The organism is Shewanella sp. HL-SH4, assembly GCF_051164845.1.
GTDB lineage: Bacteria > Pseudomonadota > Gammaproteobacteria > Enterobacterales > Shewanellaceae > Shewanella > Shewanella glacialimarina.
Map to the genome: position 1 here is coordinate 2,693,840 of NZ_CP195037.1, position 16,569 is coordinate 2,710,408.

Annotated in this window: 11 protein-coding genes and 1 pseudogene; 7 read left to right on the forward strand and 5 right to left on the reverse strand. The window is 43.2% G+C overall.

Annotated features, from left to right (window positions below):
• The first annotated feature begins 64 nt into the window (after window positions 1-64).
• The 6 genes from ACRWQL_RS12785 (at window position 65) to ACRWQL_RS12810 (ending at window position 10,114) form a co-directional block, all read left to right on the forward strand.
• Window positions 65-439: a BlaI/MecI/CopY family transcriptional regulator gene (locus tag ACRWQL_RS12785; RefSeq protein ID WP_226413031.1), complete on the forward strand. Its 375-nt coding sequence runs from the start codon at window positions 65-67 to the stop codon at window positions 437-439.
• Window positions 439-1,656: a TonB family protein gene (locus ACRWQL_RS12790; RefSeq protein ID WP_434950323.1), complete on the forward strand. Its 1,218-nt coding sequence runs from the start codon at window positions 439-441 to the stop codon at window positions 1,654-1,656. The genes ACRWQL_RS12785 and ACRWQL_RS12790 overlap by 1 nt, the downstream gene beginning before the upstream one ends.
• Window positions 1,657-2,190: 534 nt before the next feature.
• A complete protein-coding gene (locus ACRWQL_RS12795) occupies window positions 2,191-5,022 on the forward strand; it encodes a hypothetical protein (protein WP_434950325.1) in 2,832 nt (943 codons plus the stop codon).
• 93 nt (window positions 5,023-5,115) lie between these two features.
• A complete protein-coding gene (locus ACRWQL_RS12800) occupies window positions 5,116-7,824 on the forward strand; it encodes a TonB-dependent receptor domain-containing protein (protein WP_434950328.1) in 2,709 nt (902 codons plus the stop codon).
• Between the two features lie 254 nt (window positions 7,825-8,078).
• Window positions 8,079-9,050: a hypothetical protein gene (locus ACRWQL_RS12805; RefSeq protein ID WP_434950331.1), complete on the forward strand. Its 972-nt coding sequence runs from the start codon at window positions 8,079-8,081 to the stop codon at window positions 9,048-9,050.
• A 308-nt stretch (window positions 9,051-9,358) separates the two neighbouring features.
• The gene (locus tag ACRWQL_RS12810) at window positions 9,359-10,114 is read left to right on the forward strand and encodes a substrate-binding periplasmic protein (protein ID WP_434950334.1); all 756 of its coding nucleotides are present in this window, start codon (window positions 9,359-9,361) and stop codon (window positions 10,112-10,114) included.
• Window positions 10,115-10,358: 244 nt separating this feature from the next.
• On the opposite strand, the pseudogene ACRWQL_RS12815 reads toward ACRWQL_RS12810, so the two are convergent.
• The 4 genes and pseudogenes from ACRWQL_RS12815 to mtgA form a co-directional block, all read right to left on the reverse strand.
• Window positions 10,359-10,517, reverse strand: a pseudogene (locus tag ACRWQL_RS12815) (IS982 family transposase); the annotation flags it as partial.
• 23 nt (window positions 10,518-10,540) lie between these two features.
• Window positions 10,541-11,011, reverse strand: coding sequence for a hypothetical protein (locus ACRWQL_RS12820; protein ID WP_434950337.1), 471 nt, complete (start codon window positions 11,009-11,011; stop codon window positions 10,541-10,543).
• Between the two features lie 174 nt (window positions 11,012-11,185).
• Complete coding sequence (locus ACRWQL_RS12825) at window positions 11,186-13,120, reverse strand: B12-binding domain-containing radical SAM protein (protein ID WP_434950340.1); 1,935 nt, start codon at window positions 13,118-13,120, stop codon at window positions 11,186-11,188.
• 120 nt (window positions 13,121-13,240) lie between these two features.
• Window positions 13,241-13,915, reverse strand: coding sequence for a monofunctional biosynthetic peptidoglycan transglycosylase (gene mtgA / locus ACRWQL_RS12830; RefSeq protein WP_434950343.1), 675 nt, complete (start codon window positions 13,913-13,915; stop codon window positions 13,241-13,243).
• Between the two features lie 427 nt (window positions 13,916-14,342).
• On the opposite strand from mtgA, the gene ACRWQL_RS12835 reads away from it, so the two are divergent.
• Window positions 14,343-15,575 (forward strand): glycerophosphodiester phosphodiesterase family protein, encoded by a 1,233-nt coding sequence (locus ACRWQL_RS12835; protein WP_434953378.1) that lies wholly within the window; start codon window positions 14,343-14,345, stop codon window positions 15,573-15,575.
• Between the two features lie 250 nt (window positions 15,576-15,825).
• On the opposite strand, the gene ACRWQL_RS12840 is transcribed toward ACRWQL_RS12835, so the two are convergent.
• The gene (locus ACRWQL_RS12840) at window positions 15,826-16,383 is read right to left on the reverse strand and encodes a protein tyrosine phosphatase family protein (RefSeq protein WP_434950345.1); all 558 of its coding nucleotides are present in this window, start codon (window positions 16,381-16,383) and stop codon (window positions 15,826-15,828) included.
• Window positions 16,384-16,569: the final 186 nt, after the last annotated feature.

Sequence of the window (16,569 nt, forward strand, 5' to 3'; positions counted from 1 at the left end):
TTTAATCGTATGGATTACACGTGTAATCTTAATAAGTGAACCATAACCTAGTAAGTGACTAAGCATGAAAGAAATCAGTAACAGTGAATTGTTAGTATTACAGCAACTTTGGCTGCGGTCGCCATTAACCTCTAATGAGCTGGTTGAAGCATTAGAGCAAAGCCATGATATGCATGAAAAAACAGTAAAAACCTTACTGAATCGTTTAGTTAAAAAAAATGCGCTGAGTTTTGAAAAGCAAGGGCGCACATATCATTACTCGCCGTTAATTGCTGAGCAGGAATACACATTAAAAGAGTCAGTTTCTTTTGTTGATAGGCTATTTGCCGGTAAATTAACTCCGTTAGTGGCCGGTTTTGCTGAAAAAAATAAGCTATCGGCTGAGGATGTTGCTGAGTTACAAAGCTTGCTTGATGATTGGCACAAGGAGCAAAAGTGATGATCAGTTGGTTTATGGAACAAACCCTATTACTTAGCTTAGTGTGTTCACTATTATTAATCTCACATCGTTTTTTATTGTCAAAAATAGGCGCGCATTATACCTATATTCTTTGGCTTGTTGTGCCATTATTGCCGCTGGCGGATGTAGTGCAAACTCTGTTACCACAGTATTTTAATTGGTTAAGCCCAAATCAAACACTGGGCGTTATTCAACAATATTATGTACAGGCTGCTGATACCGCATCGATGTCGAGCAGCTTGTTTAAGTTATTATATTTGCCTTACCTTTATGCCGCAGTGGTGTTGGTACTGGTGGTTAACTTAGTCTCAGATTCTATTCATCTGCAACAGCTCACGCGACGCGCCAAGCCTTTTGTGATTGAGTCAGGCAAGCTTAATGTAGTTATTCATCCCAATATTGAATCGCCCATGTTAGTTGGGTTAATCGCGCCGCAAATATTAGTGCCAAACAGTTTTACCTTGCTTGATAGTCATCAGCAAGACGCCATTATTCAGCATGAGCTTTATCATTATCAGCGCGGTGATTTATGGGCCAATATACTGGCTTATAGCTTAACGATTATGTTTTGGTTTAACCCGCTGATGTGGTGCGCTTACCGCCGTTTTAGGCAAGATCAAGAGCTGTCATGTGACGCACAAGTGACAGCCAATATGGAAACAGATTCTAAAATTGCCTATAGCAAAGCGCTATTGGCTTATTCGCAGCATGCACCGTTAAGCATGTTACATACTCACTATGGGGACAAAACCATACTTAAAGAAAGGATCTTACAAATGAAAAAACAACATGGAAAAAATACCTTGGTATTAATTGGAGTGACGCTATTACTTAGTGTTAGTGCGCTAACCTTAAATCAGCAAGCGCAAGCAGGCGACAATCAAAGCCATACGCAAGCTAAAGCTGATGGAATATACCCTACAATCCGTATTGAACCTGTTTATCCTATTGAGGCTGCTAAAGAAGGGATGAATGGTTATGTGCAATTGTCGTTTGATATTAATCCAGCAGGTAAGGTATCAAATGTGATGGTGATTAAGTCATCTCCTGCCGGGGTATTTGATGACTCAGCGGTGACAGCACTTGAGCAGTGGCAATATCAAACCTCCGCTAATGGCATGAAAGGTGCGCAGGTTCAATTAGACTTTGTTATTCATCAGCCAGATGCTTCAGTGGAAAGAATACAGGTCCGCTAAAATGACTAAAGCTAAGTTATTAAGGCTAAGTTAGTCTGGCTAAATTAACAGGTTAAGTACAACGCTGAGGTGTCAGCTTGAGCCTGTAAATAATAATGTGCCCGTATTAACATTGCAGTAGCGTTTGTTTAGGTTTGGCTTGATCAACTAAACCTTACACTTAATCAATATTGAGATGAATTTTCTGTATTTCCTTCCGAGTCAGTTTTATTGATGCTTGTTTAAAGTATTACCTCCTTAGTGATTACTTTTATTTCTATTAAGCTTAAATTTATCATCAATAAGCGTAATTTCGTCAAAATACGATACATTTACGACATTTTTGTGAAAAAAATAATTCCCTTAAAACATACTCAAAGCCGCATCCCCACAGGGTTTACATAATTCTGTCATGTCGCGGAAATGTTATTGTCATTTTTAAGCAGTCTTTTTGTCATTTTTACTCGTTAGTTTTATGCACCAGCAAATGCGTATGCCTATGGCGCGCACTAAACCCTAACTAACTTGAAATGCAATCCGTCTTCGGAGATGACAATGGAACTGAAAAACCTTTTTAAACTTACGGCGCTTTCTACTGCTTTAGCAGCAACTTTAGGGCTTGCGGGTTGTGGTGGTGATATCAATATCAACACAGGTAGCGATACCGTGACACCGACTCCAACAATACCAACAACGCCAACAGAAACGGCTCAACAAAAATCTTATAGTGGCTTTGCCACTAAAAGCACCACCTTTGCATCAGTTGATGGCAAAGAGGTTTGGGAATTAAAAGGCACATTAGCTCCGTCTACAGCGGCATCAACCATTTCTACTGGCGGCCAAAACGGCGATAAAATCGTGCTTGGTAACGACGTTGTATGGCTGCTAAATGGCGCAGTCGTTGCCGGTGGCGATAATGAAAAATCAGTTGAGTTAGCTATTCTGCCCGGTACTAAAATTTTAGGCGGCAGTGATTCATATTTAGTCATTAGTCGTGGTTCAAAAATAATGGCCGAAGGTTCGGCTACCGCGCCTATCGTATTCACCTCAGCAGAAACTGCATTAGGCCAACCAGGCGAAGCGGGTCAATGGGGCGGCTTAGTGTTACTGGGTAATGCACCGGTTAATACTTGTCCTGACTTAGCAAATTGTGATGCGTCATTTGAAGTGGGTAACCACAGTTACGGCGGTGATAACACCCAAGACAACTCTGGTGTGATTAAGTACGTCCGCGTTGAGTTTGGCGGCTTTAAAATTAACGATACCCAAGAAATGAACGGTATCAGCTTTGCTGGTGTAGGTAGCGGCACTCAAGTTGACCATATTCAAGTGCATTTAAATAACGATGACGGCGTAGAATTTTGGGGCGGTAACGTGTCAATTTCAAACGTGGTACTAACAGAAAACTTTGATGACTCGTTAGATTGGACAAACGGTTGGCAAGGTAGCGCACAGCACGTGTATATTCGTCAAGCTGACAACGGCTCAAACCGTGGTATCGAAGCTGACAGCAATAAAAGCGCTAGCGCAACGCCAATGTCTAAACCAGCACTCGCTAACATTACCATGCAGGTGGCTAACGGTACTCACGCCGGTGGTGACGATGCTGAAGGTATCTTATTCCGCGTTGGTACAGGCGTAACAGCTTATAACTTATTAGTGAAAGGCGATGTTGATTCTGGCGAATGTTTAGAAGTCAACGATGACAACACAGTCAACAATGCGAATACAGGCGAGTTAACCGTTGAAAACAGCTTAATCGATTGTGTTGAGCCATTTAAAAATGCTAAGGCAGATGCTGCTGAAGGCCGCACTTTAGCATTAGATGTTAAAGCCTGGTATCAAGGCCAAAGCGGTAATTTAGTGGGCGCGTCTGACTTAACGGGTTATATACCAAACTCATCCTCTGTTGCGTTAACTGGCGGCAAAGTCGATTTAAGCAACCTTGATGATCGTTTAGTCGATGCTCCTTATATTGGTGCGTTCGACGGTAAAAAAGATTGGACATTAGGTTGGACAACGGCGATTCACGGTGACACAGCGCCAGCACCAACCGAGCTACCTACATTAACATCTTGTCCACTTGGTACTACAGCTGACACAGTGGTTGCTGGTTTATACAAAGATGACACAGTCACGTTAGTGTGTACTTTACAGGGTAACGTGCTGAGCAATACTACATTGCTTGCCGGTCAAAACGTGATGTACAAAATTGACGGCGGCGCAGTCGTGGTTGGTGGTGATAAAACTAATTCAGCCACCTTAGCTATTCAAGCGGGCACTAAGTTGTTTGCAACGGATAACAGCTACATAGCGGTTAGCCGTGGTTCAAAAATTATGGCTCAGGGCAGTGCTGAACACCCAATTGAAATGACGTCACAGCAGGACGTTATTGCAGGTGCAACGGGCCAGCGCGGTCAATGGGGCGGCTTAGTGATTTTAGGTAAGGGTTTAACCAATACTTGCCCTGATAAAAATGCCTGTGATGCATCATTTGAAGTCGGTGATTTCCCATACGGTGGTAACGACAACACTGATAACAGCGGTCAAATCAGCTATGTAGTAATTAAATATGCTGGCTTTAAAGTAAACGACACCCAGGAAATGAACGGTATTTCGTTTGCCGCAGTAGGAAGTGGCACTCAAGTAGACCACATTCAAGTCCATGCTAATGGCGATGACGGTGTTGAGTTTTGGGGCGGTGCGGTTAACTTGAAATATGTTTATCTCACACACAACTTTGATGACAGCTTAGATTGGACCAACGGTTGGACCGGTAAAGCCCAGTTTGTTTACATTACCCATGAAGACGGCAATGCAAACCGTGGTATTGAAGGCGACAGCCACAAAGGCGCAACAGATACACCAGTATCTAAGCCAAAACTGGCTAACTTCACTATTTTACCTGGTACAGACATTGAAAATGCTAGCGGTGATAAAGGCGAGGGGATCTTACTTCGCGTAGCCACAGCTGGTGAGCTTTATAACGTGTTAGTGCAAGGTCGTAAAGGAAGTACTAGCACAACAGAGTCTGGTGAATGTTTAGAACTAGATGGCAGCTATGCTGGCTTAGTCGACAACGTTAACAACAATACCTTGACTATGTCTCACTCAATTATCGACTGTAACGAGCCATTTAAATACAGCTCTGATAATGCGGCTACAGCCAATGCTGTCAATGTTGAAACCTGGTTTATGGGTCAAGAAGGTAACGCTACAACAGCGGTTACTCTAACTGACGGTATGCCAGCGGCAACAGATGCAGCACTTATTGGCACAGGTAAAGACTTAAGTACCGATGACAACTTCTTCGAATCAACCAACTTTATTGGTGCATTCGATGGTCAGAATGACTGGCGTCAAGGTTGGGCTTACTTTCCACAGTAACCCTAATCTAATCGTAAATTAAGTTTATAGCCGCTCGCTAATGCGCAATGTTAGCAGCGGCTATCTCTGAACCGCATACAGGACTGTTAACGTATGAAAACCAAGCCGAGTTTTACCGCCAACAAATTAACCCTCGCAATTATATCGGTACTTTCTGTTACCTCATTTGCTGCGCCGGTTTTAGCTCAAGATGACACAGCTAATCCACAGCAAGCACAAAGCAATGAAGCGTCGACAAATAAGACTGGAGAATCTTTTCCCATAGAACCGATTGAGGTAATTTCTGTTACTGGGCGACTACGTACCTCAGCTTCGGCCGCGACAGAAGAGCGTCGCGAACAAATTGCTGTAGCCGATATTATGGGCTCAGAACAAATTTCTAGAACCGGTGATGGTGATGCCGCAGCAGCGCTGCGCCGTGTGACCGGTTTAACCTTAAAAGATGGAAAATTCATTTATGTTCGCGGTTTAGGTGAGCGCTATTCAAGCACCTCACTCAACGGTGCAACAGTACCATCACCAGACCCAACTCGAAATGTGGTGCCATTAGACATGTTTCCGGCATCAATTATTGAATCTTTATCAGTACAAAAGTCAGCCTCGGCAGAAAAGCCCGCCGCATTTGGTGGTGGCCATGTCGACATTCGCACTAAAGCGATTCCGGCTAACTTCTTTTTCAAAGCCTCTGCTGGTGGACGTTTCAATACTAATGACAGCAATGACACCTATACTTACAACGGTGGCGGTGATGATTGGACCGGCAAAGATGACGGCACTCGTGCTATGCCATCAAGTATTAATAACACCATTAATCAATATGGCGGCATTAGCCCAATAGACATAGTTAGTGGCTCAAACGGGGCAATAAATTACCCCGCTGCGCAAAAAATGAATCGTGAATTAGCCTTAGACATGTACCGCGACATGGCGGTAAAAACGGAAAGTACCGACCCAGGCTTTAGAGGCGACGTTGCCCTAGGTGATCGCTGGGACTTTTCCGACGATATCGTGTTTGGCGCGCTGGCGGCTTATTCATATAAACAGCAAGCTGAAAACTACACCAAGTATGAAGTGGAGTTAGATGGCGACAGCGAACAAGCTCAAATTGAAAACCAAAAAGATGTTATGGGGACAGATTCAATTGTGCAAATGTCTACCATGCTTAACCTTGGGTTAGAAATTGGCTACAACCATAAAATTGAAACCTTCACCACTTACCTGCGCGACACCTCTGATGACGTGTCGGTCGGTATTGAAGAAACCATAGACACCCTAGGTGAACCTAATGCGCTGCAAGTGTATGATATTGATTATGAAGAAAGATCATTAATCAGCAATCAAATTAAAGGTCATCACTTTATTGAAGCATTAAATGATGCCGAGTTTAATTGGATGTTCTCTGACGCTAAATCAGAGCGTAATGCCCCTAACGAATTATCATACACTTATAACGTTATTTTAGATGAAGCTAACCAGCCGGTTTCGCGTAACCTAAATACCCAAGATGCCCCTAAATACGTGTATTCAAATCTACAGGACGAAAGCCAAAACTACGGTTGGGACTTTGCGTATCCGTTACAGTTTGATGATGCGTTAATGAAAGTGAAAGTAGGCTATCAATATTACGAACGCACCCGTGAAAGCTTCGCGACACGTTTAGGGTTAGATGTAGACTTAAGCCCAACTGACCCAAACGGCAATATTTTAGCGCAAGATTTTGATGATATTTTCTCCAATGACAATATTAACAATGACACCTTAGGGCTTGAGTTAAAAGATGCCTCAACCGACACCGAAGACTATGTTGCAGCAGAGATAAATGATGCCGCCTTTATCAGTTTTGATGTCGACTTTGATGATGTATGGCGCGTTTATGCAGGTTTGCGATATGAAGATTTCCGTCGCGTGACCTTGCCGATAACCCCAGAAGGAGAAATATCTGACGAGGGCGGCCGCTACGACTTAAGCGATTACGCCATTGCCGAAGATGGCTGGTTCCCATCAATGTCACTCACCTGGAAGCAAACCGACACCACCCAATGGCGTTTAGGGGCAAGTAAAACCATAGTGCGCCCAGACTTACGTGAAGTGTCGCCGGTTCGATTCCAAGATCCAGTCACAGGTTTTGATTTCTTCGGTAATCCAGAACTTAAAAGCTCAGACATGTATAACCTTGATTTACGCTGGGAATACTATTCAGAAGCCGGTGACAACTACAGCTTAGGCGGGTTTTATAAAGACGTAGACGCGCCAATTGAGCCAATACAACGTATTTCAGAAGCCGGTCGCCAGCTTAAGTTTTATAACGCTGAGTCGGGTTATGTTTATGGTATTGAAGCCGAGTTTTTACAAACGCTAGACTTCATCAGTGAAGGCAGCATGTTGGAAGACTTCTTTGTTGCCGGTAACGTGACCTTAGGTGATTCAGAAATTACCATTGCCCCTAATGGTGAAATTGACCCGACTAACAATACGCGCCGCATGACAGGGCATTCAGCCTGGGTTGCCAACGTGCAGTTAAGTTACGATTCATCTAACAGTTACCACAGTGCCACATTAGTTTATAACGTGTTTGGTGAGCGTATTGCTTACGGCGGACGCGGTGGTCTAGATGACGTGTATGAAAAACCATTCCACAGCTTAGATTTTACTTACAGCTTTTTCCCCACCACCAGTTTGGCGATTAAGTTAAAAGCGAAAAATCTGTTGGGTGAAGTGACCGAATACGATCAACAAGATATTCAAGTGTATGCCAAAGACCCTGGCACAGAATACACAGTGCAGTTCAGTTACGAGTATTAATACTCATTGTGACCCCTTAGTTGGCGAGCAATATAAGTTGAACGCAGTAAAACCAAGTACTGATTTTTAGCCGCTTTTACTCATCATTTCAGCTGCTAAAAATGTGTATGGCCACTTTCTTTGGAACGAGAAAGTGGCCTTTTTCTTTTTGTTTACCGCAGTTGCATCAAAATCACTTTTACTAGATCATGCGTTGCTGCTAATTGTTACTGTCAATATTGATCAATACCGATTAACCCCTAAGCCTTGAGTGAATGACGACTATGTTTAACCGCCTTAAATACCTGTTGTATGTTCTATTGGCACTATCGACCAATGCGTGTGCTATGCAGACGGGAGTGACTCAAACGGGCAGTATTAACGCACCATTAATTGATGAAGCCAGCGGCCTAGCAGTATCACGTTTGAATGAACAAATACTTTGGACACATAACGACAGTGGCGACACCGCAAGGTTATTTGCAATAGACACCCGCGGTAATCAGTTGGTCACACTGAATGTTAATGGCGTAAAAAATACCGATTGGGAAGATATCGCCTCGTTTGTTTACCAGGGACAAGCGTATTTGTTAATAGCCGATATTGGTGACAACTCACAGCAGCGAACACAATATCAATTACATTTGATCAAAGAACCTGATTTAAGCCAGCTTAATGGCCAAAAAACACTGTCGGTTAAACCTCTTTGGAGTATGACCTTTACCTATGAGGACGGCGCTCGCGACAGTGAATCAGTCGCGGTTGATGTGGCTAAGCAAAAAATACTATTACTGACAAAACGCGATAAACAGCCCATTTTATACGAATTACCTTTAATCAGTCCGATCTCAGGCCTAGGCCAGTCAAGTAATCAATCGATTCAAACATTTAACAAGCAGGCCAAAAGGTTGGGTGACATCGCTGCGTTACCCACGGCCGTACTTGATTATGCCAGTATCTATACCTGGATAGGTTTTGCCGGAAAACCCACTGCAATGGACATATCCGCTGATGGATTATCCGCCGTAGTATTAACTTATACTCACGCATTTTATTTTAGCCAATCACAGCCCGGTGATTGGCTAACGCTGTTGTCGTCAGCGCCTAAACAAATTAGCTTACCATCAATAACTCAAGCCGAAGCCGTGGGGTTCAGTCAAGATGGTCACAGCATTTACATCACCTCAGAGCGGCTGCCAGCGCCATTATATAAAGTGGATTTGAGGCCCTATCAGCTCCAGCATTAACTAGCACTTTTATTTGGGGCCTATGGCCATTAACGCCTTGATGCTTTGGTCGGAAAGTGAAAGTGGTTGTGTCTCTTGGTTATAGTGATAATCACTCAAGTTATTAATAATATTAATTAAAAAAGTTGTCTTGCTTCATTATAAAAATGGCTTAGTCATACTCATGTCGACCCATCAAGATATTCAACTTATCGTAACAAAAAATGAACCGGACACAACTCTGCTATAAAACCTAAATGTTGCTAAGTGTCACTATGCAGTCTACTTTTAATCCAAGGCAATTCAAAAAACTCATCAAAGGACTCGCTATGCAGGCATTTACAAAGTCATTAATATTAGTTTCTATTTTTAGTAGTAGCGCAATATTAGCCGATACCATTAGCATTCGAGCTGACAATTGGTTTCCCATGAATGGCCAACCCAAGGCTCAGCAACCAGGTTATATGATTGAATTAGCAACTCATATTTTTACTGCAGCCGGTCACACGGTTGATTACAAATTAATGCCTTGGGAACGTGCTGTCGACTCAGTGCGCAAAGGTGAATTTGACTGTGTGGTTGGCGCCTACAAAGATGATGCGCCAGATTTTGTCTATCCTCAGGCACCTTGGGGAATGGACAGTACGGTATTTTTTGTTAAAGCAGGCGACAGCTGGAATTACAGCGGATTGGCATCATTTCAAGGAAATAAGATTGCGATAATTAAAGGTTATGCTTATGGTGATGAATTTGATCAATATGTTATTGATAACCCAAGTATGTTTGATGCCATAGGCGCAAATAATGGCCTTGAAAACAATATTAAAAAGCTCGTGGCGGGAAGGGTAAATGTTGTTGCCGAATCCCCCAGTGTTATGGAGGCAAAACTTAAAAAAATGGGCGTCAGTGGCATAGTTGCAGCGGGCTCTTTGGGCGAGGCGACTGAAATGTACATTGCCTGCAGTCCGGCAAAAGCGACTTCTGCAGGCTACATTAAGTTGATTGATGAAGGGACTGCAAAACTGAGGGCATCGGGCGAATTCGAAAAAATCTTATCCTCTTATGGGATCAGTGATTGGCAGTAATTGTTTGTCACTATAGTCAACCATTCTAAATCCATTCGGCCTTGTGCGAGCAAGATACTCAAGGCAATATATAGTCACTCACATAGACGCTTTCGGTGAACTAAGACAATAGTCTCCCACCGAAGGCTTTTGACCTAAGCTATCTATTTAACTGCTCGCCCTTGTTGTTCTGTTTATACGACTCATCCTACTAGAAGCGGTTGTACTCCGCATTCGTATAACAACAGACTAACCTGAGATCGGTTTAAGCCATAACAGAAATCGCATTGAAATCAACATCTGTGATATTGAGTTGTGGCTTATTCTCTTTGAGTTGTTAGGCGATTAAACCACCAATCATATTCAGTATAAAACCATGAACACTTTGGCGTCTCGAATGTTCGATTTGTGAGGTGTTTTTAAGGAAGTTTACTATGCTGCCCATTTTTAGATTTTTTTGTCATTCTCTAGAAATGCAGGTATTTCTATAATACTTTGTTCGCCGAGCCATTTTTTTATTGAATCATCGGATTTTTTAGACGTACACATAGGATATAAGATTTGTCCAATTTTCGTCCCAAGCATACTTGTTTTATCGACAGGATATTCAGTGCCAACTAAACGACTCGATGCGCTTAAGCACATTGCAATGCCCGTTATATAATGACTTGGAGAAGCGATATCGTTTGAAGCTCCGCCAATTTGCATCTTAAAGCTTCCTGTTTTGCTGTAAATCGATAACTCATTGTATTCGTAGCCTTGTGGGCAAAGTTCACTGGCGCGACGATGCCAATATTTAGCAAGAATGTCAGTGTCGTACCATCCACCTCCAGCCTGGAATTTAATGTCATGACAATGTGCTATGGGTTCAAAACTTCGATAACCAGTCCCGCCATCTACGGCTGACTGATAAGGCATTTGACAGCCTCCTAGTATGAACATGAACCCCAAAAAGTGTAAAATTTTCATATTATTTTTTATCATGTACTCTTGTTGTTTCTACCGTCTAGATTTATTCATATCAAAACGGCTATTGGACAATTTATTTAACTTCCATACACGTATATTTAGTGCCCTTTAACTTGGCTCTAATTACGCTTCACTGCTTAAAATAAAATTGTTCACCGCTTTTGAAATCAAATCTTTTTTCATCGTCGTGCGGGCAACGTTCTGGTTAAACCAAAAGCTCATTGGCTGATCAAAGCCAATACCGTGCATGTAGTTGTATAGTGCTTTACGTAATCCTTCCCCTAGCATGTCATGATCCGTCCCAGTTGGGTCGGTGAAGTCGACATCGTTTTCAGCGAATAAAATCTCTGGCCGTTCAGCTAAGGTAATGCCGAATTGCTCAGGATTCATGCCAATAGGACTGTGGATGGTGGCGACAAAGCGGTGCCAGTATGCTGACTGAAAACAGCCTTGTTGCATCAATTGGCGCACCATTTCCAGTGAATCAACGGTTTCTTGCTCGGTTTGAGTGGGGAAGCCATACATCAAATAAGCATGCACCAAAATACCCGCGTCACTAAAGGCTTTGGTGACATGGGCGACTCGTTCAACACTGACGCCTTTTTTCATCAGTTTCAGTAGTCTGTCTGAAGCCACTTCAAGGCCACCGCTGACCGCGATACAGCCTGAGTCTGCCAGCAATTGGCAGCGGTCTGGACTAAAGGTGCGCTCAAAGCGGATATTGCCCCACCAACTGATGACCACATTGCGTTCAATCAACCGTTTTGCAAAGGCAAATAAGGTTTTTGGCGGTAAGGCTTCGTCGACAAAATGAAAACCTGTTTGTCCGGTTTCTTCGATAAGTGCTTCGATGCGGTCAACTAGAATATCAGCGCCAGCAGTGTCGTAGCGGTCGATATAATCTAAGCTGACATCGCAAAAACTGCATTTTCGCCAGTAACAGCCATGGGCTATGGTCAGTTTATTCCAGCGGCCATCACTCCAAATACGGTGCATTGGGTTAAGCATTTCACATAACGATAGGTATTCGCCTAGTGGTAGGCCATCGTAAATGGGGGCACCAACTTCGACCTGTGGAATATCGTGCAGTTCGGTGTTTTGATTAAGATGCACATAGGGCTCACCATTTTCATCTTCGGCTAGAAAGTAAGTGCGCACTAACTCGTCTATCGCGCGCTCGCCTTCAAAGTATTCAAGCAGGGTGATAAGCGGGCGTTCGCCGTCGTCAAGACAGATATAGTCGACAAATTCGAATACCCTAGGGTCTTTGAGTGCCCGCAGCTCGGTATTAACAAACCCGCCGCCCATGACGATAGGGATGTCTGGGTTAATGGCTTTACAGGTTTGCGCAATACGTAACGCGCCGAGCATATTACCGGGAAACGGCACGGTTAGTGCGACTACGCTTGGCTGCGTGTCTTCCAGATACATCTCGACCAACTGCTCCAAAATTTCAGAGCTGAAACTCGGTTCACCCATTAAGGTGTCGTATAAATTGTCGAAGCTTGGGTTGGCTGAGGCTAACTTTTCGCCATAACGGCTGACTTCAAAATATGGGTCGACGCCTTGGGTGATCACGTTCGACAGATCATTAATAAACAAGGTGGCGAGATATTTGGCTTTATCTTGTACGCCCAAATTACCAAAGGCAGCTTGCAATACATCGCCTGATATTTCTTCCATCTGGGCTATGGTGTCAAAGGCTGGGCCTTCGGGTAAAAAACGGCGCGAGTTAATTCGCATCGCCAAGCTTGGGTCTTTACCCTGTAAAAAGCGGATCGCGGGCTCAACGGCCAGCAGGTAACGATCGTATTCAGCTAGAAAATTGAAGATCACATCGGGCAGTTCATCGTCTTCAAAGTGTTCGAAGTTTTCTTCGACATGTTGGCGAATAATCTCTAGCGCAGGTGCGGTCATCATTTCAAGAAACAACTCAATAGCAGGGTCCCGCTGCACCGCCTCATAGCCCCGTGAGCGTAAAAAACCCGTTAAATACGCCGTTGCTGGGTACGGCGTATTAAGTTGAGTCATGGGTGGAGTCATTAGAAGAACGGTCATAGCCTGCCTTTAAATAGTAAAACCTGAATGCTTATTGCGAAACAGAATATTGGCAGCAAATATTGCTGCGATAAAATAATAATGAATTCTAACAAATGGCCTGTTAAAAAGCCCCGTAAATTAGAGGATGGGGGCGAGATAACCGCTACCAAGTTGTTTCATTTGCCGTTCAACCCACACGACTCTTTGGCTGAGGTAAGGCGTTAAATTATTAGGATGACGTTTGCGGGGGCTTGGCAGTAACACGGCTAATCGTGCGGCTTCATGCTTACTGATATAACGCGCAGATTTATTAAAATAATGCTGACTTGCGGCTTCAACGCCGTAAATGCCTTGGCCAAATTCAGCCACGTTTATATACACTTCTAAAATGCGTTTTTTACCCCAAATGCCTTCAAGGCTTACGGCCAATACGGCTTCTAGCCCTTTGCGAACAAAGCTTCTTTCTGGCCATAGTAAAAGGTTTTTGGCAGTTTGTTGGGTGAGGGTGCTAGCGCCCCTAAGCCCTTTGCCATCGTCGTGTTGGTCAAGGGCGTTACTGATAGCGGTAAAATCGACCCCAAAATGTTTGGTAAATAATTGGTCTTCTGAGGCGACCATTGCCAGTGGAATATGCGAGGGTAACTTATCAATGCTTATCCACTGATAGCTCACAGGGTAAGGGCTTTGCAACATAAAAGACGTAGTGGGCGGTGCGATAAACCTTAATGTCAGTAACAATAGCGCCAGTATCAGCATCAATCGCCACATGACATACCATGTCCAGCCGAAAAGTCCCCGTGTACGATTTTGCATTAACGCCTCTTTGTTGTATTTAGCCAGATTTTTGTGCTGGTCGCTATCGACGCGCAAGAGTATAGGATATGCGCATTAAGACCAAATGCTAATCTGCCTTGTTTAAGTTTTTTCTAAGATTAGCTGGCTTTATTATAGCTGTAGTGATTGATTCTGCTTTAATTAGTATCTGTTATCGGCTGCTATTTCTGTACATATCAATACGGGATAGCTCACAATTAACGTTCATCGAGGCGCCATTAATCTTGTCATATTAATTCGATATTTTCGTCATATTCACTGCGTAAGCTAGTGCTGACAAAAAGTTAACTCAGCGTGCGGTAATGTAAAAATGCATAACAGCAAGCATGACAGCACGACAATATGGAGCAATAAGATGACAAGGCAAAAAAGCGTAATACTGGGAGTTATTTCTGTTTTGGCCAGTATGCTATGGGTTTCAGGCTGCAACAGTAACGATAATAATGATGATGCTAGCTCAGTAGGCATTGATAAAAGTGTTAGCGCTCAAGTTGGTCCTAGACCGCTATTTTTAGTCGATCAAATGCAAGCCAGCGAGCTAAAAACGCAACTTACCCAGTGTGAGTCGGGGCCATTTTATCGCACGGACTTTTCGATTGGGCATCGTGGTGCATCAATGCAGTTTCCTGAGCACACTAAAGAAGCCTATCAAGCAGCGATTGATTCTGGTGCGGGTATTGTTGAATGTGACGTTACTTTTACCGCAGACAAAGAACTCGTATGTCGCCACTCACAGTGTGACTTAGCCACCACCACAAATATTTTGGCCATTCCAGCGCTTGCCAATAAATGTTCAGTGCCTTTCTCGCCTGCCGATGTTGCTAACGGTGTTAGCGCAACAGCCACGTGCTGTACCAGTGATATCAGCCTAGCTGAATTTAAAACCTTAAAAGGCAAGATGGATGGTTTTAATTCAAAAGCGACCACAGTTGCAGAGTTTATTGATGGTACACCAAATTGGCGCACAGACCTGTACGCAGGTAATGGCACCTTAATGACCCACGCTGAAAGTATTGCTTTGTTTAAAGCTGCTGGAGTGAAGATGACGCCAGAGCTTAAATCGGCCAGTGTGAGCATGCCCTATGATGGCTTTACTCAACAAGATTACGCCCAAAAAATGCTAGACGAGTATGCGGCGGCTGGGGTTGATGCTTCGCAGGTGTTCCCACAGTCATTTAATTTAGATGACGTGAAATACTGGATAGCCAATGCGCCAGAGTTTGCTGATCAAGCTGTGTATTTAGATGATCGTTATGATTTTAGCAGTGGCTTTGATCCCCAAAATAGCGCCACCTGGTCACCGAGCATGGAGACTTTGGCGGCAGATGGAGTGAAGATTATTGCCCCGCCATTATGGGTGTTAGTCACTTTAGATGAGAATAAGGCAATAGTGCCTTCTGAATATGCCAAAGCGGCTACTGCAGCAGGCCTTAAAATAATTGCCTGGTCACTTGAGCGTTCAGGTCAACTTAGCCAAGGCGGTGGCGGTTGGTATTATCAAAGCATTGCCGATGCGATTGATAATGAAGGTGACACCTTTGAGCTGTTAGATGTGTTAGCAAAAGATGTTGGGGTAATAGGCGTATTTTCAGACTGGCCCGCTACGGTAACTTACTATGCTAACTGTATGGATAAGTAAACTATAGCGAGCTTTGTAGACTGAGCTGCTTTGCCTATTTGTTGATTTTACTATTAGTGCCTGAGTATTTAATTGATTGGTATGTAGTAGATAGTGCGCGAGTAGGTTGGCTGATTTTACATAGTAAAAAGCGGGATAATCATCCCGCTTTTTTTATGGCTATTTATTCGCTTTATAGCAAAGTTGCAGCGTTAATCAATTTCCCCTCTTAATTGGCATCTGGCATCTGGCATCAAAGTACCTCGCGGGCTTATTTATATTTCTGTTTAACGGTTTCAATCAAAGCTTGCCACTGTGGATACTCTTTGAAACTTTTTTGTAAGTCTCCCCATGGCGACAAAGTGTCATTAATATCGACCTGTTGATCTTGCTGAGTGGCTAAGTAAAGATAATAAAACGCCGAGGCACGATAATTGGCAGCACAGTGCACCACCACAGGTTGATTGTTATTGGCCTTCATTAACGCAAAAAATTGTTCCACATCTTCAAGCTTGGGTTGTTGCCAATCAACACTGATATTGTGGTAATCCATACCCAAATCAGTCACTATTTGTTGTTCATTTTTAAGCGCACTGGGATTGTCATTGGGAATTAAGTTAATAACGCTTTTAACGCCAGCTTGTTGCAATAATGCAAATTGCTCCGGCGTAGGTAAACCTGCGGTAATAACTTGATTTTGGTTAAATTTAACTGCTTTAATGTCATCCAATTTGTGGGTGTTTATTTCAACTGCCGCCATGCTATTCCCGCCCGTCAGAAGTAGTAAAATGACTAAGTGGGTCATCATAATGATTTTTAAGTATTTCATTGTTTATCCTTGCTGCTTATCACTTTTATTTATGCAAATTAGTTTGTTCAAATTAGCATAGCTCAAGTTTACGTCTAGTTAACTGAACTTAGCAAAGCAGCGCTGTTATTGATACTGTTTCTAATCATTGATTTACTTATCTATTTCGTTAATCTGAGAACAAGTCTGCCAGTTGTTGGGAATGTC